Source organism: Clostridium sp. MSTE9, assembly GCF_000277625.1.
GTDB lineage: Bacteria > Bacillota > Clostridia > Oscillospirales > Acutalibacteraceae > Faecalispora > Faecalispora jeddahensis.
The window spans coordinates 48,693-74,650 of record NZ_AKFU01000051.1 but is presented as its reverse complement, the minus strand read 5'-3'; the positions used below and the strand labels follow the sequence as shown (position 1 = coordinate 74,650).

General features: G+C 52.4%; 28 protein-coding genes and 1 other annotated feature. Of the genes, 17 read left to right on the top strand and 11 right to left on the bottom strand.

From position 1 onward, the window contains the following. Nucleotides 1-96: 96 nt before the first annotated feature. Nucleotides 97-3,210 carry an isoleucine--tRNA ligase gene (gene ileS, locus HMPREF1141_RS15055; RefSeq protein ID WP_009065918.1) on the bottom strand — a complete coding sequence of 1,038 codons (3,114 nt, stop codon included), beginning with the start codon at nucleotides 3,208-3,210 and terminating at the stop codon, nucleotides 97-99. 751 nt (nucleotides 3,211-3,961) lie between these two features. On the opposite strand from ileS, the gene HMPREF1141_RS15050 reads away from it, so the two are divergent. The 5 genes from HMPREF1141_RS15050 to HMPREF1141_RS15030 all read left to right on the top strand — a co-directional run bounded on the left by HMPREF1141_RS15050 (nucleotide 3,962) and on the right by HMPREF1141_RS15030 (nucleotide 6,860). Then, nucleotides 3,962-4,573 (top strand): helix-turn-helix domain-containing protein, encoded by a 612-nt coding sequence (locus tag HMPREF1141_RS15050; protein WP_009066070.1) that lies wholly within the window; start codon nucleotides 3,962-3,964, stop codon nucleotides 4,571-4,573. After that, on the top strand, nucleotides 4,564-4,902 hold the full coding sequence (locus HMPREF1141_RS16945; protein WP_009065983.1) for a hypothetical protein: 339 nt from the start codon (nucleotides 4,564-4,566) through the stop codon (nucleotides 4,900-4,902). Before HMPREF1141_RS15050 ends, HMPREF1141_RS16945 begins: the two co-directional genes overlap by 10 nt. Nucleotides 4,903-4,946: 44 nt before the next feature. After that, complete coding sequence (locus HMPREF1141_RS15040) at nucleotides 4,947-5,285, top strand: DUF6054 family protein (RefSeq protein WP_009066020.1); 339 nt, start codon at nucleotides 4,947-4,949, stop codon at nucleotides 5,283-5,285. A gap of 316 nt (nucleotides 5,286-5,601) precedes the next feature. Next, the gene (rpsD, locus tag HMPREF1141_RS15035; RefSeq protein ID WP_009066097.1) at nucleotides 5,602-6,195 is read left to right on the top strand and encodes a 30S ribosomal protein S4; all 594 of its coding nucleotides are present in this window, start codon (nucleotides 5,602-5,604) and stop codon (nucleotides 6,193-6,195) included. A gap of 5 nt (nucleotides 6,196-6,200) precedes the next feature. After that, the gene (locus HMPREF1141_RS15030) at nucleotides 6,201-6,860 is read left to right on the top strand and encodes a hypothetical protein (RefSeq protein WP_009065989.1); all 660 of its coding nucleotides are present in this window, start codon (nucleotides 6,201-6,203) and stop codon (nucleotides 6,858-6,860) included. Between the two features lie 108 nt (nucleotides 6,861-6,968). Here the strand turns inward: HMPREF1141_RS15030 and HMPREF1141_RS15025 are convergent, their stop codons facing one another. The 4 genes from HMPREF1141_RS15025 to HMPREF1141_RS15010 all read right to left on the bottom strand — a co-directional run bounded on the left by HMPREF1141_RS15025 (nucleotide 6,969) and on the right by HMPREF1141_RS15010 (nucleotide 9,637). Continuing rightward, on the bottom strand, nucleotides 6,969-7,289 hold the full coding sequence (locus HMPREF1141_RS15025; RefSeq protein ID WP_009065976.1) for a multidrug efflux SMR transporter: 321 nt from the start codon (nucleotides 7,287-7,289) through the stop codon (nucleotides 6,969-6,971). A 186-nt stretch (nucleotides 7,290-7,475) separates the two neighbouring features. Next, nucleotides 7,476-8,246 (bottom strand): type III pantothenate kinase, encoded by a 771-nt coding sequence (locus HMPREF1141_RS15020; RefSeq protein ID WP_035317273.1) that lies wholly within the window; start codon nucleotides 8,244-8,246, stop codon nucleotides 7,476-7,478. Between the two features lie 289 nt (nucleotides 8,247-8,535). Then, on the bottom strand, nucleotides 8,536-9,057 hold the full coding sequence (locus tag HMPREF1141_RS15015) for a nucleoside recognition domain-containing protein (RefSeq protein WP_155863672.1): 522 nt from the start codon (nucleotides 9,055-9,057) through the stop codon (nucleotides 8,536-8,538). Beyond that, entirely contained in the window at nucleotides 9,050-9,637 is a 588-nt protein-coding gene (locus HMPREF1141_RS15010; protein WP_009066003.1) for a nucleoside recognition domain-containing protein, read from the bottom strand. Before HMPREF1141_RS15010 ends, HMPREF1141_RS15015 begins: the two co-directional genes overlap by 8 nt. Nucleotides 9,638-9,877: 240 nt before the next feature. On the opposite strand from HMPREF1141_RS15010, the gene HMPREF1141_RS15005 reads away from it, so the two are divergent. From HMPREF1141_RS15005 to HMPREF1141_RS14985, 5 genes are all read left to right on the top strand, one after another. Beyond that, complete coding sequence (locus tag HMPREF1141_RS15005) at nucleotides 9,878-10,138, top strand: AbrB/MazE/SpoVT family DNA-binding domain-containing protein (protein WP_009065992.1); 261 nt, start codon at nucleotides 9,878-9,880, stop codon at nucleotides 10,136-10,138. Nucleotides 10,139-10,662: 524 nt separating this feature from the next. Next, nucleotides 10,663-11,391 (top strand): TMEM165/GDT1 family protein, encoded by a 729-nt coding sequence (locus HMPREF1141_RS15000; RefSeq protein WP_009066082.1) that lies wholly within the window; start codon nucleotides 10,663-10,665, stop codon nucleotides 11,389-11,391. Between the two features lie 146 nt (nucleotides 11,392-11,537). Continuing rightward, on the top strand, nucleotides 11,538-11,906 hold the full coding sequence (locus HMPREF1141_RS14995; RefSeq protein ID WP_155863671.1) for a hypothetical protein: 369 nt from the start codon (nucleotides 11,538-11,540) through the stop codon (nucleotides 11,904-11,906). Nucleotides 11,907-11,995: 89 nt separating this feature from the next. Further along, the gene (locus HMPREF1141_RS14990; protein ID WP_009065994.1) at nucleotides 11,996-12,718 is read left to right on the top strand and encodes a DNA alkylation repair protein; all 723 of its coding nucleotides are present in this window, start codon (nucleotides 11,996-11,998) and stop codon (nucleotides 12,716-12,718) included. 103 nt (nucleotides 12,719-12,821) lie between these two features. Then, nucleotides 12,822-13,649: an AraC family transcriptional regulator gene (locus HMPREF1141_RS14985; RefSeq protein WP_009065998.1), complete on the top strand. Its 828-nt coding sequence runs from the start codon at nucleotides 12,822-12,824 to the stop codon at nucleotides 13,647-13,649. Between the two features lie 343 nt (nucleotides 13,650-13,992). Here the strand turns inward: HMPREF1141_RS14985 and HMPREF1141_RS17815 are convergent, their stop codons facing one another. The 4 genes from HMPREF1141_RS17815 to HMPREF1141_RS14965 form a co-directional block, all read right to left on the bottom strand. Continuing rightward, a complete protein-coding gene (locus tag HMPREF1141_RS17815; protein WP_009066025.1) occupies nucleotides 13,993-14,889 on the bottom strand; it encodes a methyl-accepting chemotaxis protein in 897 nt (298 codons plus the stop codon). 298 nt (nucleotides 14,890-15,187) lie between these two features. Continuing rightward, entirely contained in the window at nucleotides 15,188-15,460 is a 273-nt protein-coding gene (locus HMPREF1141_RS14975; RefSeq protein ID WP_009065997.1) for a hypothetical protein, read from the bottom strand. A gap of 138 nt (nucleotides 15,461-15,598) precedes the next feature. Continuing rightward, nucleotides 15,599-16,417, bottom strand: a complete 819-nt coding sequence (locus HMPREF1141_RS14970) for a DegV family protein (protein WP_009065987.1) — start codon at nucleotides 16,415-16,417, stop codon at nucleotides 15,599-15,601. Next, nucleotides 16,414-16,884, bottom strand: coding sequence for a MarR family winged helix-turn-helix transcriptional regulator (locus tag HMPREF1141_RS14965; protein WP_009065956.1), 471 nt, complete (start codon nucleotides 16,882-16,884; stop codon nucleotides 16,414-16,416). The genes HMPREF1141_RS14970 and HMPREF1141_RS14965 overlap by 4 nt, the downstream gene beginning before the upstream one ends. Nucleotides 16,885-17,042: 158 nt before the next feature. Between HMPREF1141_RS14965 and HMPREF1141_RS14960 the strand changes: the two genes are divergently transcribed. The 5 genes from HMPREF1141_RS14960 (at nucleotide 17,043) to ilvA (ending at nucleotide 21,910) form a co-directional block, all read left to right on the top strand. Then, a complete protein-coding gene (locus HMPREF1141_RS14960; RefSeq protein WP_009065974.1) occupies nucleotides 17,043-17,393 on the top strand; it encodes a PadR family transcriptional regulator in 351 nt (116 codons plus the stop codon). Next, a complete protein-coding gene (locus tag HMPREF1141_RS14955) occupies nucleotides 17,380-18,102 on the top strand; it encodes a permease prefix domain 1-containing protein (protein ID WP_009066027.1) in 723 nt (240 codons plus the stop codon). Before HMPREF1141_RS14960 ends, HMPREF1141_RS14955 begins: the two co-directional genes overlap by 14 nt. 101 nt (nucleotides 18,103-18,203) lie before the next feature. Continuing rightward, nucleotides 18,204-18,450: a binding site (T-box leader), on the top strand. A gap of 69 nt (nucleotides 18,451-18,519) precedes the next feature. Next, a complete protein-coding gene (gene ilvB, locus HMPREF1141_RS14950; protein WP_009066013.1) occupies nucleotides 18,520-20,214 on the top strand; it encodes a biosynthetic-type acetolactate synthase large subunit in 1,695 nt (564 codons plus the stop codon). Continuing rightward, nucleotides 20,211-20,717 (top strand): acetolactate synthase small subunit, encoded by a 507-nt coding sequence (ilvN, locus tag HMPREF1141_RS14945; protein WP_009066033.1) that lies wholly within the window; start codon nucleotides 20,211-20,213, stop codon nucleotides 20,715-20,717. Before ilvB ends, ilvN begins: the two co-directional genes overlap by 4 nt. Continuing rightward, nucleotides 20,711-21,910, top strand: a complete 1,200-nt coding sequence (gene ilvA, locus HMPREF1141_RS14940) for a threonine ammonia-lyase (RefSeq protein ID WP_009065961.1) — start codon at nucleotides 20,711-20,713, stop codon at nucleotides 21,908-21,910. Before ilvN ends, ilvA begins: the two co-directional genes overlap by 7 nt. Before the next feature lie 104 nt (nucleotides 21,911-22,014). On the opposite strand, the gene spoIIID is transcribed toward ilvA, so the two are convergent. Then, nucleotides 22,015-22,263, bottom strand: a complete 249-nt coding sequence (gene spoIIID / locus HMPREF1141_RS14935) for a sporulation transcriptional regulator SpoIIID (protein ID WP_009066041.1) — start codon at nucleotides 22,261-22,263, stop codon at nucleotides 22,015-22,017. A gap of 233 nt (nucleotides 22,264-22,496) precedes the next feature. On the opposite strand from spoIIID, the gene HMPREF1141_RS14930 reads away from it, so the two are divergent. Continuing rightward, entirely contained in the window at nucleotides 22,497-23,141 is a 645-nt protein-coding gene (locus HMPREF1141_RS14930; protein WP_009066036.1) for a VOC family protein, read from the top strand. A 128-nt stretch (nucleotides 23,142-23,269) separates the two neighbouring features. Here HMPREF1141_RS14930 and HMPREF1141_RS14925 read toward each other — a convergent pair whose 3' ends face one another. Continuing rightward, nucleotides 23,270-23,893 (bottom strand): cytidylate kinase-like family protein, encoded by a 624-nt coding sequence (locus HMPREF1141_RS14925; RefSeq protein ID WP_009065930.1) that lies wholly within the window; start codon nucleotides 23,891-23,893, stop codon nucleotides 23,270-23,272. Nucleotides 23,894-24,116: 223 nt separating this feature from the next. On the opposite strand from HMPREF1141_RS14925, the gene HMPREF1141_RS14920 reads away from it, so the two are divergent. Next, nucleotides 24,117-25,760: a leucine-rich repeat domain-containing protein gene (locus tag HMPREF1141_RS14920; RefSeq protein WP_009066062.1), complete on the top strand. Its 1,644-nt coding sequence runs from the start codon at nucleotides 24,117-24,119 to the stop codon at nucleotides 25,758-25,760. Nucleotides 25,761-25,958: the final 198 nt, after the last annotated feature.

Sequence of the window (25,958 nt, the reverse complement as noted above, 5' to 3'; positions counted from 1 at the left end):
TGGATCCGGCTTCGGGCCTGTATTGCGGGAGAAGAATCATCTTTGGTTCTTCTCCCCGTTTACTTGAATCTGATTCTTAATATCTGCTCAATCTGCTTACGAAACCTTCACGACGCCAAACGTAGTCTGTTCCCCGTTGACATCCCATTCGGCGGTGTATCCATCGGTTTCGCCAAGGCGGATTTCGTCCGCCAGCACCTCGCGGCTGATTTGTTCACGGTTTTTCCACAGAAGGTCGGCCAGCTTATCGTTGCCGTTCTGGTACACGATAATGCGGTCGGTCACCTCGAAGCCGGCATCCTTGCGCATGGACTGCAGCTTGCTGATGATCTCGCGCACAAAACCCTCTTCCACCAACTCGGGGGTCAGGGTCGTATCGAGCACGATGGTCACGCCCTTATCGGACATGGACTCAAAACCTTCCTTCTGGGCGGTTTCGATCAGGAGCTCTTCCGCGGTGAGAGAAATCTCTCCGGTAGAGATCGAGAGCTTGATCGAGCCGTTCTGATCCAGCTCCTTCTTCGCGGCGGAGCCGTTCAGGGCAGCCAGAGCCTCACGGACTTCGTTGATCTGCTTGCCGTACTTTTTACCGAGCAGCTTGAGCTGCGGCTTAAAGCGGTAATCCGAGAAATCGGACGCATCCGACACAAAGTGAACCGTTTTGATGTTCAGCTCCTCGCGGATGATCCCGCGATAATCCTCGCCCAGATCACGCTCCGCGTGGATGAACAGGTTCGCCAGAGGCTGGCGGATCTTCATGCCGACCTCGTTTCTGGCCGCGCGGCCCAGCGTGACGATCTGCATGGCCTGCTTCATGTCCTCTTCCATCTTCATGTCGATCATGGATTCCTCGCACTGCGGGAAAAGGCACAGATGCACGCTTTCGGGCGCTTTGGGGTCGATGCTGCACACCAGGTTGCGGTAAATCTGCTCCGTCATGAACGGGATCATCGGGGCCGCGGCCTTCGCCACCGTCACCAGAGCGGTGTACAGAGTCATATACGCGCTGATCTTATCCTGGGTCATTTCCTCCACCCAGAAGCGCTCGCGGCTGCAGCGCACATACCAGTTGCTCATATCGTCCACAAAATCCTGAAGCGCACGGGCTGCCTCGGGAATACGGTAATTTTCCAGATTGGTGTCCACGTCGCGCACCATCGAATTCAGACGCGAGAACAGCCATCTATCCAGCAGCGTCAGCTTGTCGGGTTCCAGACGGTACTGGGTAGCGTCAAACTCGTCGATATTGGCGTACAGCACAAAGAACGCATACGTGTTCCACAGGGTAGAAAGGAACTTGCGCTGACCCTCCACCACGGCTTTGCCATAAAAACGGTTCGGCAGCCACGGCGCCGAATTGCTGTAAAAATACCAGCGGATCGCATCTGCGCCGTACGTTTCGAGCGCATCGAACGGGTCGACCGCATTGCCCTTCGATTTGGACATCTTCTGCCCGTTTTCGTCCTGAACATGGCCCAGCACGATGACATTGCGGAACGGCGCCTGATCGAACAGCAGCGTAGAGATCGCCATCAGCGAATAGAACCAGCCGCGGGTCTGATCGACCGCCTCAGAGATAAAGTCCGCCGGAAACTGCTCGTGGAACAGCTCCTTGTTTTCAAAGGGATAATGATGCTGTGCGAACGGCATGGAACCGGAATCGAACCAGCAGTCGATCACCTCCGGCACGCGGTGCATCTGCTTGCCGCAGTCGGGGCAGGTGATGGTGACGGCATCAATATAGGGGCGGTGCAGCTCAATGTCCTCCGGGCAGTTCGGGGACATCTTTTTGAGCTCCTCGATGCTGCCGACCGCATGGCGGCAGCCGCATTCGCACTCCCAGATATTCAGCGGCGTGCCCCAGTAACGGTTGCGGCTGATGCCCCAATCCTGCACGTTTTCCAGCCAGTCGCCGAAACGGCCCTTGCCAATGGCCGGGGGAATCCAGTTGACGGTGTTGTTGTTGCGGATCAGATTTTCGCGGACCGCAGTCATTTTAATGAACCAGGATTCTCTTGCGTAATAGATTAGCGGGGTGTCGCAGCGCCAGCAGAACGGGTAGCTGTGCTCGAACTTCGGCGCGGCAAACAGCAGGCCCCTTGCTTTCAGGTCGTCCAGAATCAGCGGGTCGGCGTCTTTGACGAACACGCCGGGCCATGCGGTTTCTTTTGTCATTTGCCCCTTGCCGTCCACCAGCTGAACAAACGGCAGGTTGTAAACACGTCCCACACGGGCATCGTCCTCACCAAACGCAGGCGCGGTATGAACCACGCCGGTACCGTCTGTCAGCGTGACATAACGGTCGCAGGTGACGAACCAGCACTTCTCCTTCGGCTGCACAAAGGGAAACAGCGGCTCGTATTCCTTATATTCCAGATCGGTGCCGACAAAACTTTCCAGAATCTCAGCGTCCTCACCGAGAACGGTGTTCACGAGCTCCGCCGCCATATAATAAACGGTATCGTCTTTTTTGACTTTTACATATCTTTCGTCGGGGTTCACGCATAAGGCCACGTTTGAGGGCAAAGTCCACGGGGTGGTCGTCCACGCCAGAATGTAGGCGTCTTCTCCTTTTACCTTGAACTTGACAATCGCGGAGCGCTCCTTGACGTCCTTATACCCCTGCGCCACCTCGTGGCTCGACAGCGGCGTTCCGCAGCGCGGGCAGTAAGGAACGATCTTGAAGCCCTTGTACAGAAGCTCTTTCTCCCAAATCTGCTTTAACGCCCACCATTCGGACTCGATAAAGTTATTGTCATAGGTGACATAGGGGTGATCCATGTCCACCCAGAAGCCGACCGTGCGGGAGAAATCCTCCCACATGCCCTTGTACTTCCAGACGCTTTCCTTACATTTATCGATGAAAGGCTCCAAGCCGTAGGCTTCAATCTGATCTTTGCCGTTGATGTGCAGCAGCTTTTCCACTTCCAGCTCTACAGGCAGGCCATGCGTATCCCAGCCGGCCTTGCGCGGCACCTGCTTGCCCTTCATGGTCTGGTAGCGGGGCAACAGGTCTTTGATGACACGGGTCAGCACATGGCCGATGTGCGGCTTGCCGTTCGCCGTAGGCGGGCCATCATAAAAAACATAAGGCGCTCCCTTGCGGCGGGTTTCCACGCTTTTTTCAAACACATGGTTCTCCTGCCAATACTGCTCCACTTCTTTTTCACGGTCCACAAAATGAAGATCTGTGGATACTTTTTGATACATGGTCTGTACCTCCTACAATATTACGCTCAAACGAACAAAAAAACCTTCGTCCCGAATCAGGACGAAGGCCAAACTTCGTTATACCACCCTTTTACATACCGCCATATGCTATCCCGGTAACGGGGGAATCCCGGCACGGCCTACTCTGATTCAGCCTGCGGCTCCAAAGTGATCTTCGTCTTTCCCTACTCTGGCCGGGCTCACACCCTCCCCGGCTCGCTTTGCATTTTGTAAAAAGCTTACTCTCTTCGTCTTAGCCTTTTCTGTTATTTAAAAATACTGCTCTAAGGCTACCACCAAACACGTATTTTGTCAAGAATTCTGCGGCGGGCTTTCTCATCGAAACCTTTCTGGACAGAGCCTGCCGAAAAACATGCGGGTCGTCTAGAACACACCAAAGAAGGCGGCAAAACCAACAAAGAAAAAGGATGGTTGTTCTATGGGACTAATTTTCGGGGCGTGACCGCCCTACAGACATACAGAAACGCTGCAAGCAAAACCGTAGAATGATTTTGCGGCTGCACGACTTTCCCTACGGTCTGTTGACAACTGCTTTTTCTGAGGGCATACTGATAGTATCGCCTCTGCCCCGTTTTCCTCTCTACAAAGCGTAGGTTGCTTTGGGGCTGCATATTTGTTATTCTGGCGAAGAATGGCCGTTTGACAGACTACGGCAGTTTCTTCCCACTTTCAACGGGGAAGAAATCCATCATTTTCAGCAGAAGGACAACTGCAAAGGGAGAATTTTCATATGATACAGTATGTGACGGGAACCACGATAAAATTCCTGCGTGAGAAAAAAGGATATACCCAGCGTCAGCTGGCTGATCTGCTGACCGTGAGCGACAAGGCTGTTTCCAAATGGGAAACGCAGCGCGGCCTGCCGGATATTTCTCTTCTGGAGCCGCTGGCGAAAGCACTCGGGGTCTCCGTTGCGGAGCTTTTATCGGGGGAACAGGTGACCAACAGCAACCGCTCCGGCAACATGCTGCGCACCTGCATTTATGTCTGCCCGGTATGCGGTAACGTGATCCACTCGCTTGGCCAGGGCTCGTTTACCTGCTGCGGCATCACCCTGCCGGTGCAGGAAGCGGAGGAAGCCGATGAGGCGCACGGTGTCTGTGTGCAGCAGGTAGAAAATGAGTATTATGTTACGCTCAGGCACCCGATGGAAAAGGATCACTTTATTTCGTTTCTTGCCCTGATCACGCCGGATCAGATTCGGATGAAAAAGCTGTACCCGGAACAGAACCCCGAGGCCCGCTTTGCGATGACCGGTGCGGGAATGCTCTATGCTTACTGCAATCAGCACGGCCTGTTTCGGGTAAGCGTCAGTCCTAAGGGGGGAACATCATGGAAATGACGTTTTTCGTTTTCCTTTCGGTAGAAGAGGCGCTGGAACGCCTGAACAAGAGGATCGACAGCGCGATGAGCGGCTGGGCGTTCGAGGCTTACCGGTTAAACACACCGGAAGGAAAACAGGTTGCGGCTACGGCATACCGAAAATATTACATGCGCACCGGGCGCGATTATCTGGTGATGCAGGCCGTTCTGGATGATTTGACTGGAACGACCCGGGTTCATTTTTCCGGCACCGACGTCAAAACCTGGGACTTCGACCTGGGCGCGGCGGCCGCCTTTCAAGATTGGATGAAAGAGGCTTTATCGGATTCGATTCTGCCTGATCCGTAACTTGATCAATTATTTTAAATCACGTATGAAGGAGGATTTCCTGGATGGAAAACACTGTTTTTCTTTCGATCAGCCTGTTCGATGCGATGAAGAGAATCAATGAAATCATTGTACAGGGAAGCATCACCGGCGAGCAGATCGACAGCTACACCGTGAACGCGAGAGGCGCCGGCCAGTGCGTGGTGTTGATTTATGAAAAGCACTACTGGCGGGCCAGCAACCGCCTGACCCTTACGGTGACGCTGGATGATTTTGAGGGCAGAACCCGCATGCACTACGTCAGCGGAGGCGGCGGAGAAGGGCTGTTCCGTTTTGACTGGGGCGCGGCAAACAGCTTTGAGGAATTCCTGCTCGATGGCCTGCGGGGCGTAATCATGTCATGACCCCGCCGGTACAGAACGGCGCATTCCGCAGCGAAACCATTTTGGCAGAGCCCGATTTCACACGATCTTCTCACTCATCCCGAATCGGGCTGCACCTGCACACAAACCGAAAAAATCCGGAATCCGCTCTTGCCAACGGAACCTGAATCTGCTATAATGCTTTTGTTAGTTTTTTCTAACACGATCATCTTGTGCGTACCTAATCATGGACGCGCTCACTGTAACAGCTATTTGCGGCGGGGGTCGCTGCCCCAAAGTTAGCGTTCGCTAACTTTTAGACTGCAAAATCAGAAACGAATAAAGGAGACAGACAGGAATGGCAACAAGAAGAGGCCCTCGTTTTAAGGAATGCCGCCGGTTGGGGGTTAATGTTTGCGGGCACCCCAAGGCCATGAACCGCGCGGGCGCACCGGCATTCAACAAGAGAAGAAAAGTTTCGGAATACAGCATGCAGCTGACCGAAAAACAGAAGGTAAAGGCGTACTACGGCATTCTGGAAAAACAGATGGTCCGTTATTACCGCGCGGCGGAAAAATCCAAAGGCAAGACCGGCGATGCTCTGCTGCAGAAGCTTGAGTGCCGTCTGGATAACATGGTATATCGAATTGGATTTGCCAACTCCATTCGTCTGGCTCGCCAGCAGGTAACACACGGCCACATTCTGGTGAACGGCAAGAAGCTTTCGATCCCGTCTTATGCAATTCAGCCGGGTGATGTTATTACGCTGCGCGAAAAATCCAGAAGCAACGAGCTGTTCCGTACCAATTTTCTGGACGGCAGGGGGTTCGCTGTTCCTTATCTGGAGCGCGATTTCAACGCCTTCAGCGGCACGCTGACCCGTTTGCCCAACCGTGAAGAAATTCCGGTGGAAGTCAACGATCAGCTGGTCGTTGAGTATTATTCGAGGTAACCGCCATGCGCAGCCCGGCCTGTAAATATCAGCAGCCCGGATTCTGGGAGTGGACCCTCGGAAAGCAGGACGTGTGGAACGATCTGTTTGTGCCGCCGGAGGAACTCCGGCAGCCTGTTTTCGTCAACGCCTGCGTTGCGGACGAGCGGCGCTTTTTGCTCGACAGCAACTGGGCCTGCTACCCGGACACCGAATCCGTATTGGGCTTTGTGCAGTATATTTTTCTTCCCACCGTGTTTTACTATGTGCTTCACCCCGAAAACGATCGTCTGATGGTACCCATCCAGTCCACGGCGGAGCTTTTGGAGATGGTTCAGACAACCGATTCCCCCCATCGCCTTGCGATGAGCGGCTTTGTTTTCGAGCTGAGCGCCGTATGGCAGCGCACCGGGGAACAGCGGGAAATAGCCCTGCGCCGTTTTTGCAGCCGGTTTAACCGGTACTGGAAGCGCGAGGATTTTCAGCTCAGCCTGCATATTTTCTCTCACGCGGAAGAAGTGGCTTCTTATTTAAAAGAGCTGGTCTGGTGCGAAGAGTTGTTCGAGGAAGAGTTCGGGTATTCGTATGCCCAGCTGGACGAACTGTGTACCCGGTTTGAAACAGAGCCATTCGCGAAGCACCTGCTGCTGAACTGGCTGAACACCCGGGTGGGCAGCCTTACTTAACATGCAATCACCTAGAATTTCGATAAAAAGCTGAAAAACATTGCCCGGCAGGGAAACCTGCCGGGCAATGTTTTTCATAGAACTGATTGATCAAAGAGGAATCAGAAATTAAGAGGGCGACAGCAATTTCAGCCCCACTACCCCGCCGATGATCATCATGACGCACAGCACCTGCGGCAGAGTGATCGCCTCCCGAAACCAGAAGATGCTGAAAATCAGCGTTCCGGCCGTGCCGATCCCCGTCCAGATGGCATAGGCGGTACCGATCGGCAGCTCTTTGAGCGACAGCGACAGAAAATACATGCTGGCGATCAGCCCCACAATCGTCACCGCACTGGGGACTAATTTGCTGAAGTTTTCGGATATCTTCAGCCCGACCGCCCAAACCACCTCAAACAATCCTGCGATCAGCAAAAAGACCCACTGCATTTTTGCTACAACTCCTTTCTGTTCATCACAGAAAAAATGCCCGGGAAATCTTAGAGACCTCCCAGGCTGCATCCTTCTGTGAACACAGTATCCTGTGTGTTTTATCCTGATCCAGACCGGCAGATGCCGCGGAATCCTATAAAACTTTATTTTAGTATAGCAAAAAGAATAGTCTATGTCAAATATTTATACCGGCAGATTTTTTTCATACAGCATCCGCAGACCCTCCAGCAGCAGATTGCAGCTGTAAATAATCTCGCGCCGGCAATAAGAAACGATGTCGCGCGACAGTCCGCCGGTGGCAATCACCTTGCACTTTACCCCAAGCTCTTCCTCAATTCGGTCGCACATTCCGTCCACCATGGAGGCCTGTCCATAAATCAGGCCGGAGCGCATACAGTCCACCGTATTGGTACCGACCACCTTATCCGGCGCTTCCATGCTGATAGCCGGCAGCTGAGCCGTGCGGGAGGTAAGCGCCTCCATGCTGATGCCCGCGCCGGGAATAATGCAGCCGCCCAGCATACTGCCGTTGCTGTCGATCACAGAGACCGTCGTAGCCGTGCCCATATCCCATATAATGCAGGGGCCGCCGTACAGCTCAACCGCCGCCACACAGCCCGCCACCAGGTCCGCGCCCAGCGCTTCCGGCGGGTTCAGGCGAACATCCAGCCCGGTCACGGTTTTTTCCCCGACGACAACAGGCTCTATTTTAGTCAGCTTTCGAATGGCACGGGTAATATAGGTCGTTACCGGCGGCACCACCGAGCCGATGATTGCCCCTGTAACATCTATCACCTTTACCCCGTAAATATCCAGGATATCGCGCAGTTCGATTGCGTACTGATCCTCCATTCGGGAACGGTCGGTCGCCATTCGGGATACAAATCGAAGCTTCTTCCCCTCGTAACCACCAATCGTAATATTCGTATTGCCGATATCCAGCGTTAAGAGCATAAGTGCATCCTCCCCCGATTTTTCACGAAGGTTATTATACCCAAATCCGACTGAATACGCAATACCCAAAACTGCTCTCATCCGGCATTCCTGCTGTTTTTTCCCGAAAAAGGCACTCTTATTTTCTGTATATTCCTTGTCGGAATCAAAACCATTCAAAGGGAGCGTGTTTCATGAAACACGCTCCCTTCTGCATCGATTTTTCCCGATTGAACTGTATATTTATTAGGAATTTTGAAGCGGGAGGCATGCCCGCCATTGAAGAGGAAGCATTTGATCCTCTTTACCGTCACAAAAAAAGAATACGAACCGCCCACACCGAAGCAATATACCCCACCAGATCGGCCGTAAGGGCTGCGGGGATCGTATGGCGGGTCTTTTTGATTCCCACCGCACCGAAGTACACGGCGATCGCGTAAAAGGTGGTTTCGGTCGAACCGTTCATCACAGAGGCCACGCGCCCGACAAAGCTGTCCGGCCCGTAATCGCGGAACAGCTGCAGCAGCAGCGCGTTTGATCCGCTGCCGGAGACGGGACGCATGAGCGCCAGCGGCATCACCTCCGGCGGCAGGCCGAGCGCCAGTGCTGCCGGCCGAAGAAAGGACGCGACCAAATCCAGCGCACCAGATGCACTGAGCATGTTTACCGCCAGAATCAGCCCCACCAGGGACGGCAGGATTTCAAAGCACGAAATAGCGCCTTCCTTGGCTCCGCTGACAAAGACGTCAAACACCGGCACCTTCCTAAGAAAGCCGAAAACGAGAATAAAAAAAATCGTGGCCGGTACCACCATGCTCCCTATATCAGCCAAGCCTGTTTTCCCGCCTTTCCAGCAGTTTTGCGGCCAAAATACCCAGCCCCAGCGACACAATGGAAGCAAGCCATACGGCAGGCACAATATCAAAGGGCTGAGCAGAACCGTACTGCGCCCGCAGTGTTCCCATAAAGGTAGGCACCAGCTGGATCGACGCCGTGTTGATGACCACAAACATCACCATATTATTGTCGGCTTCTGTCGGCCGTTTATTGACGCGGCTCATCTCTTTCATAGCGGCGATCCCCAGCGGTGTAGCCGCGTTTCCCAGCCCCAGCAGATTTGCTGTTATGTTCATGCAGATCGCCTTCATGGCGGCGCTGTCTTTCGGGTATTTGGGGAACAACAGCCTCATCACAGGGTAAAACATCCGGCTGAGCAGCTTTGTCAGCCCTCCGGCGTCTGCAATTTTCATCAGACCCGTCCATACGCACATCATGCCCAGCAGAACAATCACCAGCTGAACCGCACTTGCCGCGCCGGAGAGCACTGCATCGGACAGCTCCGGCAGCCGCCCGGTCAGCAAAGCGCAGATACAACTGAACAGAATCATTCCAGCCCAAATGTAATTCATCATATTTCTTCACCCGTACATACATATGTAAAAGCGCTTCATTCCATACCCAAAGCATTTTTATCGAAAGAACAGCATGAGAATGAAAATTTTAAGTTTATTTGTACAAATACATATTGTAAAATTAAAGAATTATTCACTGTTTGTTGATTGACACAAATGCCAAAAAAAGGTATTATTAACTCGCAATATCAATTTATTGGGAATTCATATTGGTATTGGTTATGATTAGGAGGAACCATCATGAAATCTACGGGGATTGTTCGGCCAGTCGATATGTTCGGGCGTATCGTACTGCCAAAAGAGCTTAGATCCACTCTCAACATCACAGAAAAAGATTCTTTGGAAATTTTCGTGGAAGATTCTGCGATTATTCTGAAGAAATACCAGCCATCCTGTATTTTCTGTGGGAGCATGGATCGAATTTCGAAGTACAAAGACCACAATGTATGTCACAAATGTATGGAACGGTTAGCAAAACGTCTTGAGGAAGAATCCGATTAAACACATCCGTTCGTTACGGCAGCATCCCAGAAAAAATCCTCCGGTGTTCTTCATTTGGGGGATTTTTTGAACCCTGTGCTGTCTCCACAACAGCACAGCAAACGGCAAAGTTTTATACCGGATGTATTTCCCATCGCCCTGTCACCCAAGGACATAGAACCCTTTGGTACCCTGAACAAATGGGACAGGCCGCATGCACCGCTGCCTGCCAACCCATGATTCTGCTGATGCGCATTTGTCCGTATTTCTTTCACTTGGAATGATTTACTTGACTTTCCCGCTTGCACACAGTATAATGAAGCCACAATTGAAAACCCATGAGGGAGTAGTTTGCATACTTTATGTATGCGGCAAGTCAACACAATGACTCGACCAGGTCTGGCTTGCCTTAATTAACGAGACTCATGTATACCTTTATTGGCTATACATGATCTCCACGTTTTGAGTAACACACCCAAGTATAGCTGTTAAAGCTATACTTGGGTTTTTCTTTTGTAATTCTTATTACAAACGGAGGAAGTAGAATGGGAATCACAGCCTTAGTTTTTTCACTGGGCGCAGTCGTCTTAGCCGAAATGGGAGACAAAACACAGCTTTTGGCAATGGCTTTCGCAGCAAAATACAAAGCTACTAAGGTCATGATCGGTGTCTTTTTGGCCACGATTTTAAACCATGCGCTGGCCGTGGCTGTTGGCCATATGCTGACGCGCTTTGAAACGATCCAGGTATGGATTCAGGGGATTGCCGCGCTGTCGTTTATCTTTTTCGGGTTATGGACCATCCGGGGGGACAAGCTGGATGGAGAGGAAAACAAAACCACAAAATTCGGGGCAATTGCGACGGTGGCAATCGCGTTTTTCATTGCGGAAATGGGCGACAAGACCCAGCTGACCACGGTGGCGCTCGCCGCAAAATTCCCCACAAACCCGCTTTGGATTCTGGCCGGTACCACGCTGGGCATGCTGATCGCCGACGGCATTGGAATCATCATCGGCGTTGTATTGTGTAAGAAGATCCCGGAGCGGACAGTGAAGCTGATTTCTGCCGCAGTGTTTATCTTCTTTGGTTTCCTGGGCAGCTATCAGGTAATGAGAAGCGATTTGGGCCTGAATACCGACATCATCATGCTGGTTATGACTCTTCTTTATGCTTTGACTGCCGCAGCAACCATTTATCTGCTGAAAAAAGAGAGCTCGGAAGGGACTGCAGACTCCGTTTCTCCCGCATGCTGTCAGGTCAAAAAGGAAATCTGATCTGCTTTTCAAAAAACATGCAGGCCGCCGAAATTTGCACAAGACAAACGGCAAACGCCGCAAAGTACAGTCTCACTCTTGTTGTATGCGACTGCACTTTGCGGGTTCCTCTGCCCTGCAGGCACGCAGCAGCACAGGAAGCAAAATTGTTTCCTGATTTCGCGGTTGTGCAATTTTCTCAACAGTCTGAGCCCGGCAGCGGTATGCTGCCGGGCTTTTATTCTGTCCAGACAAAACGAGGGGTTGGTACTCCGTTTCTCCTGCCGCCCGATATGGGCACTTTCCGCAGCAATTGCAACCAAAGCAAAATCAATTCTAAAAAGCAGCAGGACAGCTTTTGCTTTATTGGAATGAAAAATTTTTCCGGAACAGCGAATATTCTTTTAAGCAGTTTTCCCCGATGCAGCATCGCTTTCAAAACAAGATACAGAGCCGATTCTTTGAGAGATTTGTTAAAAATTGCTTTTAGGGTTATTGATTTTTATCGTTCAAGCTGTTATTCTGAAAGCATATGAGTTGGTTCCGAGTGTACTGAATCGGTTCCAAGTACTGCCGTCCGGTTTTCTGCCCGGTGCGGAAAACCACGGTAAGGAGGTTCTTTCGGATGGAGAAAAGCGTCCGGCCGGAATGGGACTGGGAAGTTCCGGCCCGTCAGCAACTGGAGCTGTTAGCGGAATCATCGTATCGTGCGTTCAGTGAAAAGCTTCTGCCCGGAACCTCCCACATTTTAGGAGTGCGGCTTCCCACGCTGCGGCGGCTGGCAAAACAGATTGCAGCGGGAGACTGGCGCGGCTATCTCGCACAGGCATCGGACGGCACCTTTGAGGAGATCATGCTTCAGGGCCTTGTTCTCGGGTGTGCCAAGGCAGATACGGCGGAGCTGCTGGCCCGCACCGCCGATTTTATTCCCAAGATCGACAACTGGTCTGTATGCGACAGCTTTTGCTCCGGCTTCCGCCTGGCCGGGCGCGAACCGGAAACTGTGTGGAATTTTCTTCTGCCCTATGTGGAATCCGAACGGGAATTTTTTTGCCGCTTCGGTATGGTGATGCTGCTGGATCATTACTGCGGCGAGGAATACCTGGAGCGCACGCTGCTTCGGCTGACACAAATACAGGCGCAGGGGTATTATGCCAAAATGGCGGCCGCATGGGCAATTTCGGAGTGTTTTGCCAAAGACCCGGCACGAACACTTCCCTATCTGGAGCAGCCGACCTGGGATGATTTTATTCACAATAAGGCGATCCAGAAGATCACGGAATCCTACCGGGTTTCTCCGGACAAAAAGGCTTTGGCCCGCGGCCTGAAACGCACTGCCTTGGCCTGAACGAAACCGCCTGCCCATCCCTGCGGCGATGGCCGGTTTATCGAACACCTACATACTGACCGTTTTCTGAAAACATGAATCAAAGGGGCAAAGGAGGTCTATTATGGAACCGCAGTTAGATCTGGCAATTGACTGTACCTATGCTGATTCCGACATGCCGATTCAACAGCTGTACTTCAACGTATACCGTCAGATTTACATCAAACAAGGAAAAATCCGACTGACTGTCAACGGAGCAAATTACATTATTCCTGCGGGACATATGTTCTTTTTCAGCAATTTGGATGAATGCTCGCTGGAGGTGCTGGAAGCGCCGTACCAACGGTATTTGGTGACGATTCAGCCGCTGAAAATCCATCACATTCTATACGACAGCCCTTTGATGTCTGTTTTTCAGCATCATTCCGCCGAGAGCTTCCCCACCTTCGATCTGACAGACTGCCAGGAGGAAGCCGAGACGCTGTTTGAAGGAATGTCCCGCGAAAGCGCGCGCTTTCGCCCTTACCGCGGCGACTACATGGTATCTTTTCTGCAGCAGTCTCTGATTCTGGCCTATCGCCGCTCCGCCGGTCAGTTCGCCTCCTATGATGGAAGGCACTCCTCCCACATTTACGAAGTGAAAAAGTATCTGGAGGAGCATTGTCTGGAGGACATTCAGATCAAAGAGCTGGCAGAACAGTTTTACATCAGCGTTTATTACCTGTCGCACAGCTTCAAGAGCATGACCGGGTACAGTCCAAAGCAATTTTTGCTGATGAACCGGCTGTCCTACGCCAAGGATTTACTGTGGAACACGAAAAAGCCGATTGCCCAGATTGCGGTGGAATGCGGATTCGGCAACGCCAACAACTTTATCCGCGCGTTTAAAAAGCACACGGGAGCCGCTCCCGGAAAATTCCGGTCTTCCACGACCTCCGGCAATCAGCTGTAATCGGAATTCTGTAGACGGAACGCTGCGGCAGAACGCTGTTTTGTTCTAAACTTTCACGCAGACGCCAAATCATCGGAATTGAAAAAACCCCCGCCATCAGGTCAATGTCATTCAGTTAAGGAGCAAATTGAAAAATTTGCTCCTTAACTTTTATAAACAAAAAAATGCCCCCGATCCAATCATTCGCATCAATCAGCAAAAAAGAGACTCCCCGCCCATTCATTGAATAATGGGCGGGGAGCTTCATTTTTTTGTAAGTTTGGGCTTAACAAAATCACATTAGGAATTGCAGCGGTTCGCGTACCCTCGGGCTTTGTATTGTTTTCTTTGCGGATATGGATTGCTATTCGTTTGACATGTAATTGGAAATTCCCGCAAGCTCCCCGGCCATCGCCGCAAAATCAAGGCTGGCCTTTGCCATTTCCTGTATCGACGCTTCCTGGGATTTTGCAGTACGGTCAACTGCTTGAATCTTCTCGTTCATTTGAATAATGGCATGCTGCACCTTGTTCAACAGGTCCTTAATCGTTTTAACCGACTCGTCACTTTCGACCGCCAGCTTGCGCACCTCGCCGGCCACTACGTCAAAGCCTTTGCCAAGCGCGCCGACGTGAGCAGCTTCGATCGATGCGTTCAAGGCCAATAAATTTGTTTGCCTTGCGATGCTGCTGATGGAAGCGACGATTTTGTCAGTTTGCTTGATCGAGCTTGTGAGTTGATTGCTAAAAGACCCAAGTTCACCGGAAATATTGGCAAGTTGCGCAGTTGTTGCGGCAATCTCCTCCATATTGGCGGTATATTCCTGTGCGGATGTAGCTAAATTATTCGAAATATGTTGTATTTTTTCTTGAGTATCTACAGCCTGGGCTGTAATAACACAACCAACGACCTTGTTGCCATTTTTAAACGGGTATGCGCACGCAATATAAGGTGCGCCAAAAGCGGATTGCTCCTTTGAAACCTTTTGCACAACCTTTTGACCGGTTGCCATACATTGTTTGCTAGCTTTACCTTGCATCGGGTCTCCGACCTTGACTTTAAAGTCGAAAGATCTACCCGGGGCATATGAAGTATAATAACCCTCTTTAATGACAGAAACATCAACATCTTCCGTAAATATTTCATTCAGATATGGCGTCAAAATCGTAAAAAAATCCAATAATTCTTCTGCTGAATAATTTGCCACAATATCCGCCCCTTTATATTTCTCATTTGCAAAATAAACACGAAATGTTTCCATATAGTTAGGCCATCGAAAAATTCGCTTGTTTGTTGCTGTGTCCGGCCAAAACGAAGCAGTCCAATCATCGGCCATGCTTTATAACAGATTTTAAAAATCCTGCATCTCTGTCGCCCTGCGGACAGATCATACCTGAATGACTGGGTTTTCCATCGATCTCCGGATAGAGCACCATTGATATTGTACCCTTTTATGTGACAAACTGTCAAGTGCAGCGCTGATTTTCGATAGATTTATGTGACAATTGTTGAACAGTGTCACGCCAAACTGTAACAATAGCACCACAGCGGCTATTCAATCACCAGTTTCCCCGCCGTTTTGAATGCATGGCGCTTAACTTGCCGTCGCGAATAAAGTTGCCCTCAAGCTGTTGGCCCACCGTCAGCGGGCAACCGAGCGCACGCTCCAGCAGGGAAATGGGCAGCAGAAAGACAGCGCCCCAGTATTCGCCCTGCAAATCCTCCCCGGCGATGAGGTAGCTCGTCATCTTGCCGGTCATGCTCTCACCGTTGACAGTCAGCAATGCCTGCTCCTGCTCGTCGGCGGTAGCGACGACGAGCTTACCGTCCATTTCTTTGAAAAAACAGACGAGGGTTCTTTTTTTGCAGATTTGGTCTTAACTAAATGACATTGGCTATCAGGCGGGGGCTTTTTTTATACAAATGATCCTGCGCTCCGCAGCCGCAGTGGGGCAGTAGCGTTTCGCATTTTATTTACGGAAATACCCTACCAAAATAGCGCCCGGGCCGGCATGCGTACCCACCACGCTGCCCATCAGCAGGGTTTGCCCTTCTCCCAGCTCCTGCTTGAGCGCATCAAGATCCTGCTGGTTAAAGCTATGCGAATACGCAATCGGCATCGACGAATCAAAATCCGGAAGCTCACGCAGATGGCGAACGACAAAATCACATGCCTTTTTCATGCCGCGCTCTTTCCCGATCACCTCGAGGACGCCGTCCTTTACCCGAATGATCGGTTTGATCCCCAGCAGGTTGCCGATCGTCCCCTTTGTGCTGGAAAGGCGGCCGCCCTTGACCAGATATTTCATCGTGTTGAAGACCGCCAGCATCTCCACGTGTTTCGTCAGCTCGGTGATGTACTCGGCAATTTCTTTGCCGCTCTTCCCCTCGTCGCGCAGGCGGATCGCCTCGCGCACCAGCAAAGTCGCACCGGCCGAAACCGTTGTGGAATCGATCGGGTAAACGTCGCTGCGCCCGCACTCCTCTTTGGCAATCACGGCGGACTGATATGTACCGCTCAGCTTCTGGGAAATGTAAATCCCCACAATCTCATCGTTCGGGTACTCGGCATAAACATCCAGAAAGCTCTGGGGGCTGACCTGCGTTGTCGTCGGCATCTCTGCTTCCGTATTCAGCATCCCGTAAAACTCTTCGTCTGTGATCGTAAATTTATCGATATATTGGCGATCGCCGAAATGCACCGTCAGCGGAACAATCCGAATTCCGAGCTGCTCGGCCTCCTCCCGGGACAAATCTGCCGTACTGTCTATTAAAATCTGAACGCTCATGCTGTCATTCCGCCTTCCTTTTTTTCTTCAAAAAAACGACTCAAGATTTTCAGGGATTCCAAAAGGGAGCAAAGTCTTTCTTCCGAAAGGGAATCGCCGATCATCTGAACCATATCGCGGTGAAACAGACGATGCTGCCATTCCGCCCTTTCCCCCTTCGGAGTCAGTACAATCCACACAACCCGGCGATCCTGCTCACAGCCGCGGCGCTCAAGGCATTCCTTTGCGACCAGCACACCGACTGCCGTGGTGAGCGCGCCCACACTGATCCCCAGCCGTGCCGCGATCTTCGACATGGTGTTCTCCTGTCGGGCCTGCATCTGCGCCACAGCCTCCAGTATGTGCAGCTCCTTCATGCTCAGGCCGGATGTGTCTCCGGCAGAAAGCGCGGCTTCCTCATACTGCAGAATCTTATTAAAGGTTTCTACAAAAAAGTGATTCAGCTCCTCCTGCTGAACAGAATTCATGGATATGGATGCTCCTTTAAGCTTTTAAGTTAAAAGTATTTTACCGGAAAACAGAAGGGTCTGTCAAGTTTTTTCAAAAATTACTTTACTTGTCGTAGTAGTTGTGCTATACTCAAATTACTTCAACAGACGTAGTAATAAAAGGAGGAGGAACTAATTTGATCAGCAGCGATATCATGCGCGGCTACAACGACATCATGATCCTGTTTCTTCTGCTGGAACACGACTCTTACGGATATGAAATTTCGAAGGAAATACAGACACGCACCAGGGGAATTTACAGCATGAAAGAAACAACCTTATATTCCGCCATCAACCGCCTGGAAAAAAGCGGATATATCGCCAGCTATCACGGTTCGGAATCCTTCGGCAAACCCCGCACATATTTCACCATCACCAATGCCGGAAGATCGTATTATCGCGAGAAGTGCGGCGAATGGAAGCTGACCAGGCAGATCGTAGACTATTTTACCAGTGAGAAAGAGGAGAACGAGCATGAGCATGAGTAAAATTCAGATTTACGTAGAGAATTCCTTTGCCTCCTTGCCCCGCACGAAAGAGGTCGCCGAAGTGAAAATGAACATCATTGAAAGCATGGAGGAGCGCTATGAAGCGCTTTTAAAAGAGGGAAAGAACGAAAACGAGGCTTTCGGGGCCGTGATCTCGGAATTCGGCAGCATGGATGAAATCCGGCAGGAGCTGGGGATTTCGGAGGATCAGGATCCCCCCACCGCAGCGTCTACGGCAGGGAGCTACCCTCCCTCCATCCCCGAAGAGCTGCTGCGCGGCTATGAGGCGTTCCGCGGCCGCTTTGCCATCGCGATCACCGCGGGGGTGGTCTGCTGTATCCTCGCCATTGTGATGCAGCAGATTTTTGAAGCGATTTTCGGCGAAGGTTTTCTGGCTACGACTATCTTCTTCCTGCTGGTTGCCGCCGGGGTCAGCCTGTTTGTTTACTTCGGGATGCAGAAATCCTACTGGGAGGAGCAGCTGCAGCAATACCAGCCGTCCGCGCCTGTTTACCACCACCGCCACGCTTCCAGGGGGCAGGACGATACGCTTGCAGGCCGGCTGAGCGGCGCCATTATGCTGATAGCGACAGCGGTGTTCCTCCTTCTCGGCTTTTTGTTTGGCCTGTGGCACCCGGGATGGGTGGTGTTCCCCGTGGGCGGAATCCTGTGTGGGGTCGTATCGACTCTGCTCGGCGACAGAGCCTGAGCTGCCCTGATTTCTCTATTTCTGTCCTTTCAAGAAAAACAAATTTTCTGCCTGTCCCTCTTGACAAACGAAAAACAATCGAATACTATGATAGCAACAGAAAAAATGCTTTGATAGGGACACGAATGTGAGATACCGTCTTTTCAGAGAGCTGCCGGTTGGTGCGAGGCAGCAGGGCGCTCACAGGACATCACCCTTGAGCAGACGGCTGAAACCGCTGGGTAGTAAGCTGAGTCCGGATTTCCTCCGTTATTGGGAAGCATATTGTTAGATATGCAGCAAGATGCTGCCTGTACTGGGCAAGCAATACAGAGTGGTACCGCGGGAGCTGACGCCCTCGCCTCTGGGAAACCGGAGGCGAGGGCTTTTTTATTTGCATCCTCCCCGGAACGAAAATTCATTGCAGGAGGAAAAAACATGCTGTTAACCGGCGCGCAGATTATTATGGAATGCTTACTGGAACAGGACGCTACCACCGTATTCGGGTATCCGGGTGGAGCGGTGCTGAACATTTACGACGCCCTGTACGAGTACCGGGACAAGATCAATCACATTGAAACCTCTCACGAGCAGGGCGCGGCCCACGCTGCCGACGGGTATGCCCGTGCCAGCGGCAAAACCGGCGTTTGCCTTGCTACCTCGGGCCCCGGCGCGACAAACCTTGTGACCGGCATCGCCACCGCCTATATGGATTCCGTTCCGATGGTTGCCATCACGGGGAACGTCAACCTCGGCCTTCTGGGTCTGGACAGCTTTCAGGAGGTGGACATCACAGGGATCACGATGCCCATCACCAAGCACAACTTTATCGTCAAGGATGTCAGCGACCTGGCATTCACCCTGCGCGAAGCGTTCCGCATTGCACAAAGCGGCCGGAAGGGCCCCGTGCTGGTGGATATCCCGAAGGATGTAACGGCGCACAAATGCGAATTCACTTCCCAAAAACCGGATCATCCGGTCAGCGCGTCCGCTCTTCCGGATGAAAACAGGCTCCAGCAGGCAGTGGAGCTGCTCCGGGAATGCCAGCGCCCCTTTGTGTACGCGGGCGGCGGCGTCATTGCGTCGGAGGCCTCCGACGCTCTGCGGGAGCTCTCCGAGCGCCTGGACGCCCCGGTTTCCTGCTCCTTGATGTGTCAGGGCGGGTTTGACCAGACCGACGAGCGGTATCTCGGCATGCTCGGCATGCACGGCACGGTTCCCTCCGCTCTGGCACTGAAGGAATGCGATGTGCTGGTCGCGGTCGGCACCCGTTTTTCTGACCGCGTGATCTGCAACGCGGATTTGTTCGCGCGCGGCTGCCGCGTGGTGCATATCGACATCGATTCCGCCGAATTTAATAAGAATATCTATGCTGACCTCCGCCTGAAGGGCGACGCCCGTGCCATTCTACAGGCTTTGAACAGCCGGCTGGAAACAGCCAGCCACCCCGAATGGACGGCACAGATCAAAGCGTGGCAGCGGGAGTATCCGCTCTCGCAGAAGGCCGTCTGTGAAAGCGGCGTAACCCCGCAGTACCTGCTGGAAACGCTTCACTATCTGGCCGGGGATCAGCTGATCCTTTCCACAGAGGTGGGCCAGCACCAGATGTGGACCGCGCAGTTTTATCCCTTCAAAGTACCGCGCCGCATGATCACCTCCGGCGGGCTGGGCACCATGGGCTTCGGCCTGGGTGCGGCGCTCGGCGCGCAGGTGGCGCAGCCGGGGCTGCGGGTGGTCAACGTTGCGGGCGACGGCAGCTTCCACATGAACTGTGCGGAGCTTTCCACCGCCGCCAAGTACAATATCCCCGTGATTGAGCTGATCGTAAATAATAACGTTCTGGGAATGGTGCGCCAGTGGCAGAAGCTGTTTTACGACGGCCGCTTTTCTCAGACAACGCTGAATAAAGCGACGAATTACGAGCTTTTGGCCGAAGCGTTCGGCGTAAAAGCCTTTACCATCCGCACCTGCCAAGACGTGGAGCCTGTCCTCCGTCAGGCGCTCGACTACCAGGGCCCGTCCCTGATCAACTGCCTGATCGACAGCGACATGAACGTTCTGCCCATGGTTCCCGCAGGTTCTGCGGCGGAAGAAGCCATTTTGGAAATCGACGAAAAGGAGCAGCAGCAATGAGTGACACAAAAGCAACAGAGTACATTTTGTCGGTGCGCGCCAAAAACACCCCCGGCGTTCTGCTGCGCATCTCGGGCCTGTTCAGCCGCCGGTGCTACAACATCATCAGCATCGTGGCCGCACAGACGGAGGATGAGCAGTATTCCGAAATGATTATTGTCGTGCAGGGCGACGACCGCATCGTCCGCCAGGTGGATAAACAGCTGAGCAAGCTTGAGGAAATTGAGCAGGTGACCGTTCTGGAGCGGGACAGTGCGGTGGTGCGCGAGCACCTGCTGCTGCGCGTTCGCCGCACACCCGAAAACAGCGAGTTTCTCGTCACGCTGGCCAACGCGTTCCACGCCTCGATTCTGCAGGTTTCCCCCACCACGATGATTCTGGAGCTGGTAGGCGACGCCACGGCGCTGAACAGCCTGATCGAGCTGTGCAAGCCGTACCAGATCGAACAGATTCTTCGCACAGGAGCAATGGCCATGAGCACTCAGGGGGTAGAAGCATGCTGACCTTAGATAAAATATACCACGCCGCATTCGTTTTAAAGGATGTGATCCGCCAGACCGATTTAATCCACGCGCCGAAAATCGGCGACGACTGCGAGGTTTACCTGAAAACGGAAAATCTTCAGGTCACCGGCTCCTTTAAGGTGCGCGGCGCTTACTATAAAATCTCGCGCCTCAGTCCGGAGGAGAAGGAGCGCGGGGTCATCGCCTGCTCCGCCGGGAACCACGCGCAGGGCGTGGCTCTGGCGGCCGCCAGAAGCGGCATTCAGTCCTGCATCTGCATCCCGAATTCCGCCCCCATCTCAAAGGTGGAAGCCACCCGCGCGTACGGCGCACAGGTGGAGCTGGTGGACGGCGTATACGACGACGCATACCAGCGCGCGCTCCAGATTCAGGAGGAAACCGGCAGCACCTTCATCCACCCGTTTGACGACGAGGACGTGATGGCGGGCCAGGGCACCATCGGCCTTGAAATTTTGAGCCAGCTCCCGGACGTGGACGCGGTGATCGTGCCGGTCGGCGGCGGCGGACTGATTTCCGGCGTGGCTTATGCCATCAAGTCGCTGAGCCCCAACTGCAAGGTGTACGGCGTACAGTCCAGCGGCGCGCCGTCTATGGTGCAGGCGCTGGCGCATCATCAGGTGGAATGCCTGAACGGCGTATGCACGATCGCGGACGGCATCGCCGTCAAGCAGCCCGGCGACCTGACGTATTCCATCTGTGACCAATACGTTGACGAGATCGTAACCGTAACCGACGACGAAATCTCCACCGCCATTCTGACGCTGATTGAACAGCAGAAGCTGATCGCTGAGGGGGCGGGCGCCGTTTCGGTAGCTGCCGCCCTGTTTAACAAGCTGGATCTGAAAGGCAAGAAGGTCGTCTGCCTGGTGTCCGGCGGCAATATCGATGTGACGATTTTGTCCCGCATCATCAACCGCGGCCTGCTCAAGGCCGGCCGTTCCTGCGACATGACGCTCGAGCTGATCGACAAGCCTGGCCAGCTCAAAGAGGTTTCGGCCATTATAGCGGATATGGGAGGCAACGTGGTGGCGGTTCGCCACGACCATTCCGGCGAAGGCAGCGACATCAACGGCTGCACCCTGCGCATCGTGATGGAAACACGCAACCACCAGCACATTGAAGAAATCCGCAGCGCACTTCTTTCAGCCGGGTACCGGATGATCGAACACTGATCCCTAAAAATCAAATACGGCGGCTCCCCCTTCTTTTCGAAGAGGGAACCGCCGTTTTTGCGGCAGCCGGATACAGACCGGCTGCCAGGAAGTCACAGGTCGGATCAGTCTTTTTTGTATTTCATTCTGGTGGCCATGCCGCCGCGAATATGGCGCTGGGCCTTGTTGATCTCCAGCACATTCTTCACTTCTTTGTACAGCTGCGGATCAACATATTTCAGACGTTCCGCCACATCTTTATGTACAGTGGATTTGCTGACGCCGAATTTTTTCGCGGCTTTGCGAACGGTCGCGTTGTTCTCTATGATGTATTCTCCCAGCTCTACGGCTCGCTCTTCTACTATGCCTTTCACAGCTCTGCCTCCCAAACTAATCTGATTGGTTATAGATATGCGGCCGAAAATCAGAATATGAAAGCTACCGGAAAGAATCCGAACGTTCCCTCCCCCATTTCTTCTCTAAAAACAGGTTGAGGAATTGAAATCTGCGCACTTGTATGTTATAACTAACAAAGAAGTCCATCATTCCTGATTTCGGCAAATGGCTATGATGGCGCGCCGACGGCGCTGACGGGAGGAGAAAACAAATGAAAGTCAGTCACATGATCCTGAAAGTAAACGATTTGCAGAAAGCGGTGGAAGAATACCGCGAAAAGGGCTTTGCCGTGGAATACGGCTCGGCAAAGCGGGCTTATAATGCCATCATTTATTTTTCTGACGGGCCGTACCTCGAGCTGCTTGCCTCTACCGGTATGCCGGAAATGATGAAGCGCCTGCTGCGTCTGTCGGGCAAAAAAAAGTTTGCCGACCGCCTCGATTTGTGGGATACCCACGAGGGCGGCCCCTGCGGACTGGCGCTGGAAAACTACGAGCCGAATCTGGAGCGTGAAAAAAAGCTTCTGGATCAGGCCAAGCAGAAGTATGTTGTCATGCCCTCCCGCAGGAATGACACCAAGGGCCACAAGCTCCGCTTTACCTGCCTGTTCCCCGATGATCTGCAAATTCCTTTTCTGATGACCTATTTCAATATTGATCCCAAGCCCAAAAGCTTTGTGCATCCCAATGGGGTCAAACGAATCCGCAGCGTTTCGTTCGGTACATCAAAAGAACGGATACCGCTGATTTGTGCGCTGTGCGACGACCCCGCCCTGGTTCTGTTTGAAGGGAACGGCATTCACAGCATCGAGTTGGAGTATGAGTCCGGGGAGACCCGAATGCTGATTGAAAACTGAAAAGCCCCGGAGACGACTGAGTCGTCTCCGGGGCTTTTTTATTTATGAATTCAACGGAACGTTCCCGCCGCCAAAAACAGCGCAGAACACGCTGCGACTACGTCGCGCTTCAACGGCTCTGGGGGCCATCAGCCCAGTTTAATATCCAAATACGCCTTGACCAGCCGGACACACTGATCCCACGAAAGCTGGCTGCTGTTGAAGCACAGGTCGTAATTGTCCGCATCCTTCCAGTGTTTCCCGGTGAAATACTCGTAATATTCCGCGCGGCGCTTATCGATTTTTTGAATCAGGCGGCGCAGCTCCGAATCCGAAAGATTGGGGTGGAAAACCCTGGCCCGTTCCATGCAGGATTCCATCGGCGCATGAACATAAAGCCTTAAAACATGATCCATGTCCCGCAGAATATCATCCGCACAGCGGCCGATAATCACGCAGGATTCCTGCGCGGCCAGCTCGCGGATCACCTTGGACTGGAACTGAAACAAATTGCTGTTGGATACAAAATCCTCGCTGTCCGGCGGAATCAGTTCGCCCGAATACGATTTGCGGAACGCCTTCCACAGCACAGTGCTTTTCAGATTTTCATCCGCTTTCGCAAACAGTGTCTCGTTAATTCCGCTTTCGTCAGACGCCATACGAAGCAGCTCTCTGTCATAAAACGGAACACCCAGCTCCTCAGCCAGCAATTTGCCGACTGTTCTGCCGCCGCTGCCGTACTCACGTGCGATCGTAATGACAAATTTTTTCATTGTATCACTCTCCTGCCTGGTTCCTGTTGGTCTCTTTATTTCCAGTATAAGCCATTCTGCTGCCATGGTCAACACAAAACATGTTTCCCAATTTTGCAAAAAGCAGTTTTTTCATTCTTGTTACTTTTCTTGCAAATATTTCCATCTCATGATACATTATAGTTATATTGTTTAACAGAATGAAACGACATCTTATGCATTTTTAAAAAGGGAGCGTGTTTCTATGAAGAAATACAAACTGCTGACCCTGGTCATCGGTTTCGTATTGGCTGTATCGGCTTTTTCCGCACCGCCTGTATTCGCCGCATCCAGCGATTTTAAAATAACAAACGGAGTGCTGACAAAGTATACCGGAACCGACACTACCGTAAAAATCCCATCCACCGTTACCGAAATCGGCGCAAGTGCGTTTTCGGGAAACAACCGTATGACTTATGTGACAATTCCGGATTCCGTTGAAACAATCGCCGAGAAGGCTTTCTACGACTGCGGCCGTCTGGCCTCGGTCTCCATGCCCAGCAGTGTTGAGACGATCGGCACCCGCGCCTTTGCGGAATGCCCCAAGCTCAATTATATCACCCTGCCCAAAAAGCTGACAGAAATCAGCAGCGGGCTGTTCAGCGGCTGCACCGCTTTAAACGATATCACGATTCCGTCGAATGTCACTGTCATTGAAGACGCAGCCTTTTACAATTCCGGCATCACAAGCATATCTATTCCGCCGGATGTAAATACTATTGAAGAAAACGCATTCAGCTATTGCTCAAAGCTTACCAGTGTCAGCTTCCGCAGCGGTCTTACTACCCTTGGACAGGAAGCGTTCAGCTACTGCAAAGCTTTGACTTCCGTTTCTCTTCCCCGCACGATCTCAGAGATGGATGATTCCGTTTTCTCCTACTGCACAGCACTGACAAGTGCCAGCCTGCCGGACGGTATGGAAGAGCTTCCGGATAAGACCTTTTTCAACTGCACCGCTCTGACCAGTGTATCCCTTCCGCGCTCGCTCTATTCCATTGGGGAACGTGCATTTTATAACTGCCGCGCACTGACGGGGATTTCGCTGCCCTCACTTCTGGAGGAAATCAAGCCCGAGGCGTTTGCCTACTGCGTTAATTTGCAGTCTGTCAAGCTTCCCCAGTATCTTTCCATGTTGGGAGAGGGCGCCTTCTCTTACTGCTCACGCCTGCAGTCCGTCAATATTCCTGCCGAACTCGATACTCTGGAGGATGACTTGTTTGCTTACGACCAGATGCTCAGTTCCGTCACTATAGAGGATGGGCTGAGAGGAATCGGCGACGGTGTGTTCTACGACTGCACGAAACTTTATACCCTTGTCGTCCCCGACAGCGTACAGGACATCGGCCGCAGTGCGTTTGGAGACAATACCACGCTGCGCGGCTCATCGGATTCTTATGTGCGCGCATACGCCAACAGCAAGGGGTATACCTTTAAGCTCAAGAGCGATCCCTCTTCGGATATCCCTGCCGGCGCGAACACCGGAACGGATAACGGCTCCACCAATACCGATCTGATTTACAACGGCGTGCAGTATGCCGGTTCTGTTATGATCGATACGAATACCTACACCATGGCCCCCGGCAACATTTACGACATCGGCGTCGTTCTGGCCGGAAACGCCTACACCAAAACCATCAACGTTTATTCCAGCCGCACCGGAATTGCCACCGTGCAGAGGCTGGCCAACGGCAATTACCGCGTAACCGGAAAGGCCCCCGGCACCTGCTATGTTGTGGTGGATGTGCTGAGCGGTTCTACCGTACTGAATCACGTTTCCATCCGCTTCGACGTGGCGTATAACGTGACACAGCACGGTCAGGCTGCCCGCAACCGCAGCTACTTCAACTGATCATTTCCTGGTAATTTCTAAAAGAGCGCGGCGCCTGCGGAATTCTCCGTCAAGGGGCCGCGCTTTGCTGTAATGATGCTCCGAAAGCTTCCGGCAAATCCGGAAGCTTTTTGCATACTTTGCATAGACTTTTCAAAATCTCTTTACTTTTTCTTACGAATCGAGTAGAATAAAAAACGTTATCGCGGGCACTTTCTA

Coding starts and splice junctions, on each gene's coding strand:
- ileS (WP_009065918.1), bottom strand. CDS start 3,210: ATGTATCAAAAAGTATCCACAGATCTTCATTTTGTGGACCGTGAAAAA.
- HMPREF1141_RS15020 (WP_035317273.1), bottom strand. CDS start 8,246: ATGCTCTTAACGCTGGATATCGGCAATACGAATATTACGATTGGTGGT.
- HMPREF1141_RS14990 (WP_009065994.1), top strand. CDS start 11,996: ATGGAGAAAAGCGTCCGGCCGGAATGGGACTGGGAAGTTCCGGCCCGT.
- HMPREF1141_RS17815 (WP_009066025.1), bottom strand. CDS start 14,889: ATGGAAACATTTCGTGTTTATTTTGCAAATGAGAAATATAAAGGGGCG.
- ilvB (WP_009066013.1), top strand. CDS start 18,520: ATGCTGTTAACCGGCGCGCAGATTATTATGGAATGCTTACTGGAACAG.
- HMPREF1141_RS14920 (WP_009066062.1), top strand. CDS start 24,117: ATGAAGAAATACAAACTGCTGACCCTGGTCATCGGTTTCGTATTGGCT.
- HMPREF1141_RS14925 (WP_009065930.1), bottom strand. CDS start 23,893: ATGAAAAAATTTGTCATTACGATCGCACGTGAGTACGGCAGCGGCGGC.
- HMPREF1141_RS14975 (WP_009065997.1), bottom strand. CDS start 15,460: ATGGACGGTAAGCTCGTCGTCGCTACCGCCGACGAGCAGGAGCAGGCA.
- HMPREF1141_RS14955 (WP_009066027.1), top strand. CDS start 17,380: ATGAGCATGAGTAAAATTCAGATTTACGTAGAGAATTCCTTTGCCTCC.
- HMPREF1141_RS14965 (WP_009065956.1), bottom strand. CDS start 16,884: ATGAATTCTGTTCAGCAGGAGGAGCTGAATCACTTTTTTGTAGAAACC.
- HMPREF1141_RS15030 (WP_009065989.1), top strand. CDS start 6,201: ATGCGCAGCCCGGCCTGTAAATATCAGCAGCCCGGATTCTGGGAGTGG.
- HMPREF1141_RS15040 (WP_009066020.1), top strand. CDS start 4,947: ATGGAAAACACTGTTTTTCTTTCGATCAGCCTGTTCGATGCGATGAAG.
- HMPREF1141_RS15010 (WP_009066003.1), bottom strand. CDS start 9,637: ATGATGAATTACATTTGGGCTGGAATGATTCTGTTCAGTTGTATCTGC.
- HMPREF1141_RS14930 (WP_009066036.1), top strand. CDS start 22,497: ATGAAAGTCAGTCACATGATCCTGAAAGTAAACGATTTGCAGAAAGCG.
- ilvN (WP_009066033.1), top strand. CDS start 20,211: ATGAGTGACACAAAAGCAACAGAGTACATTTTGTCGGTGCGCGCCAAA.
- HMPREF1141_RS16945 (WP_009065983.1), top strand. CDS start 4,564: ATGGAAATGACGTTTTTCGTTTTCCTTTCGGTAGAAGAGGCGCTGGAA.
- HMPREF1141_RS15000 (WP_009066082.1), top strand. CDS start 10,663: ATGGGAATCACAGCCTTAGTTTTTTCACTGGGCGCAGTCGTCTTAGCC.
- ilvA (WP_009065961.1), top strand. CDS start 20,711: ATGCTGACCTTAGATAAAATATACCACGCCGCATTCGTTTTAAAGGAT.
- HMPREF1141_RS15050 (WP_009066070.1), top strand. CDS start 3,962: ATGATACAGTATGTGACGGGAACCACGATAAAATTCCTGCGTGAGAAA.
- HMPREF1141_RS14970 (WP_009065987.1), bottom strand. CDS start 16,417: ATGAGCGTTCAGATTTTAATAGACAGTACGGCAGATTTGTCCCGGGAG.
- HMPREF1141_RS15005 (WP_009065992.1), top strand. CDS start 9,878: ATGAAATCTACGGGGATTGTTCGGCCAGTCGATATGTTCGGGCGTATC.
- HMPREF1141_RS15025 (WP_009065976.1), bottom strand. CDS start 7,289: ATGCAGTGGGTCTTTTTGCTGATCGCAGGATTGTTTGAGGTGGTTTGG.
- rpsD (WP_009066097.1), top strand. CDS start 5,602: ATGGCAACAAGAAGAGGCCCTCGTTTTAAGGAATGCCGCCGGTTGGGG.
- HMPREF1141_RS14985 (WP_009065998.1), top strand. CDS start 12,822: ATGGAACCGCAGTTAGATCTGGCAATTGACTGTACCTATGCTGATTCC.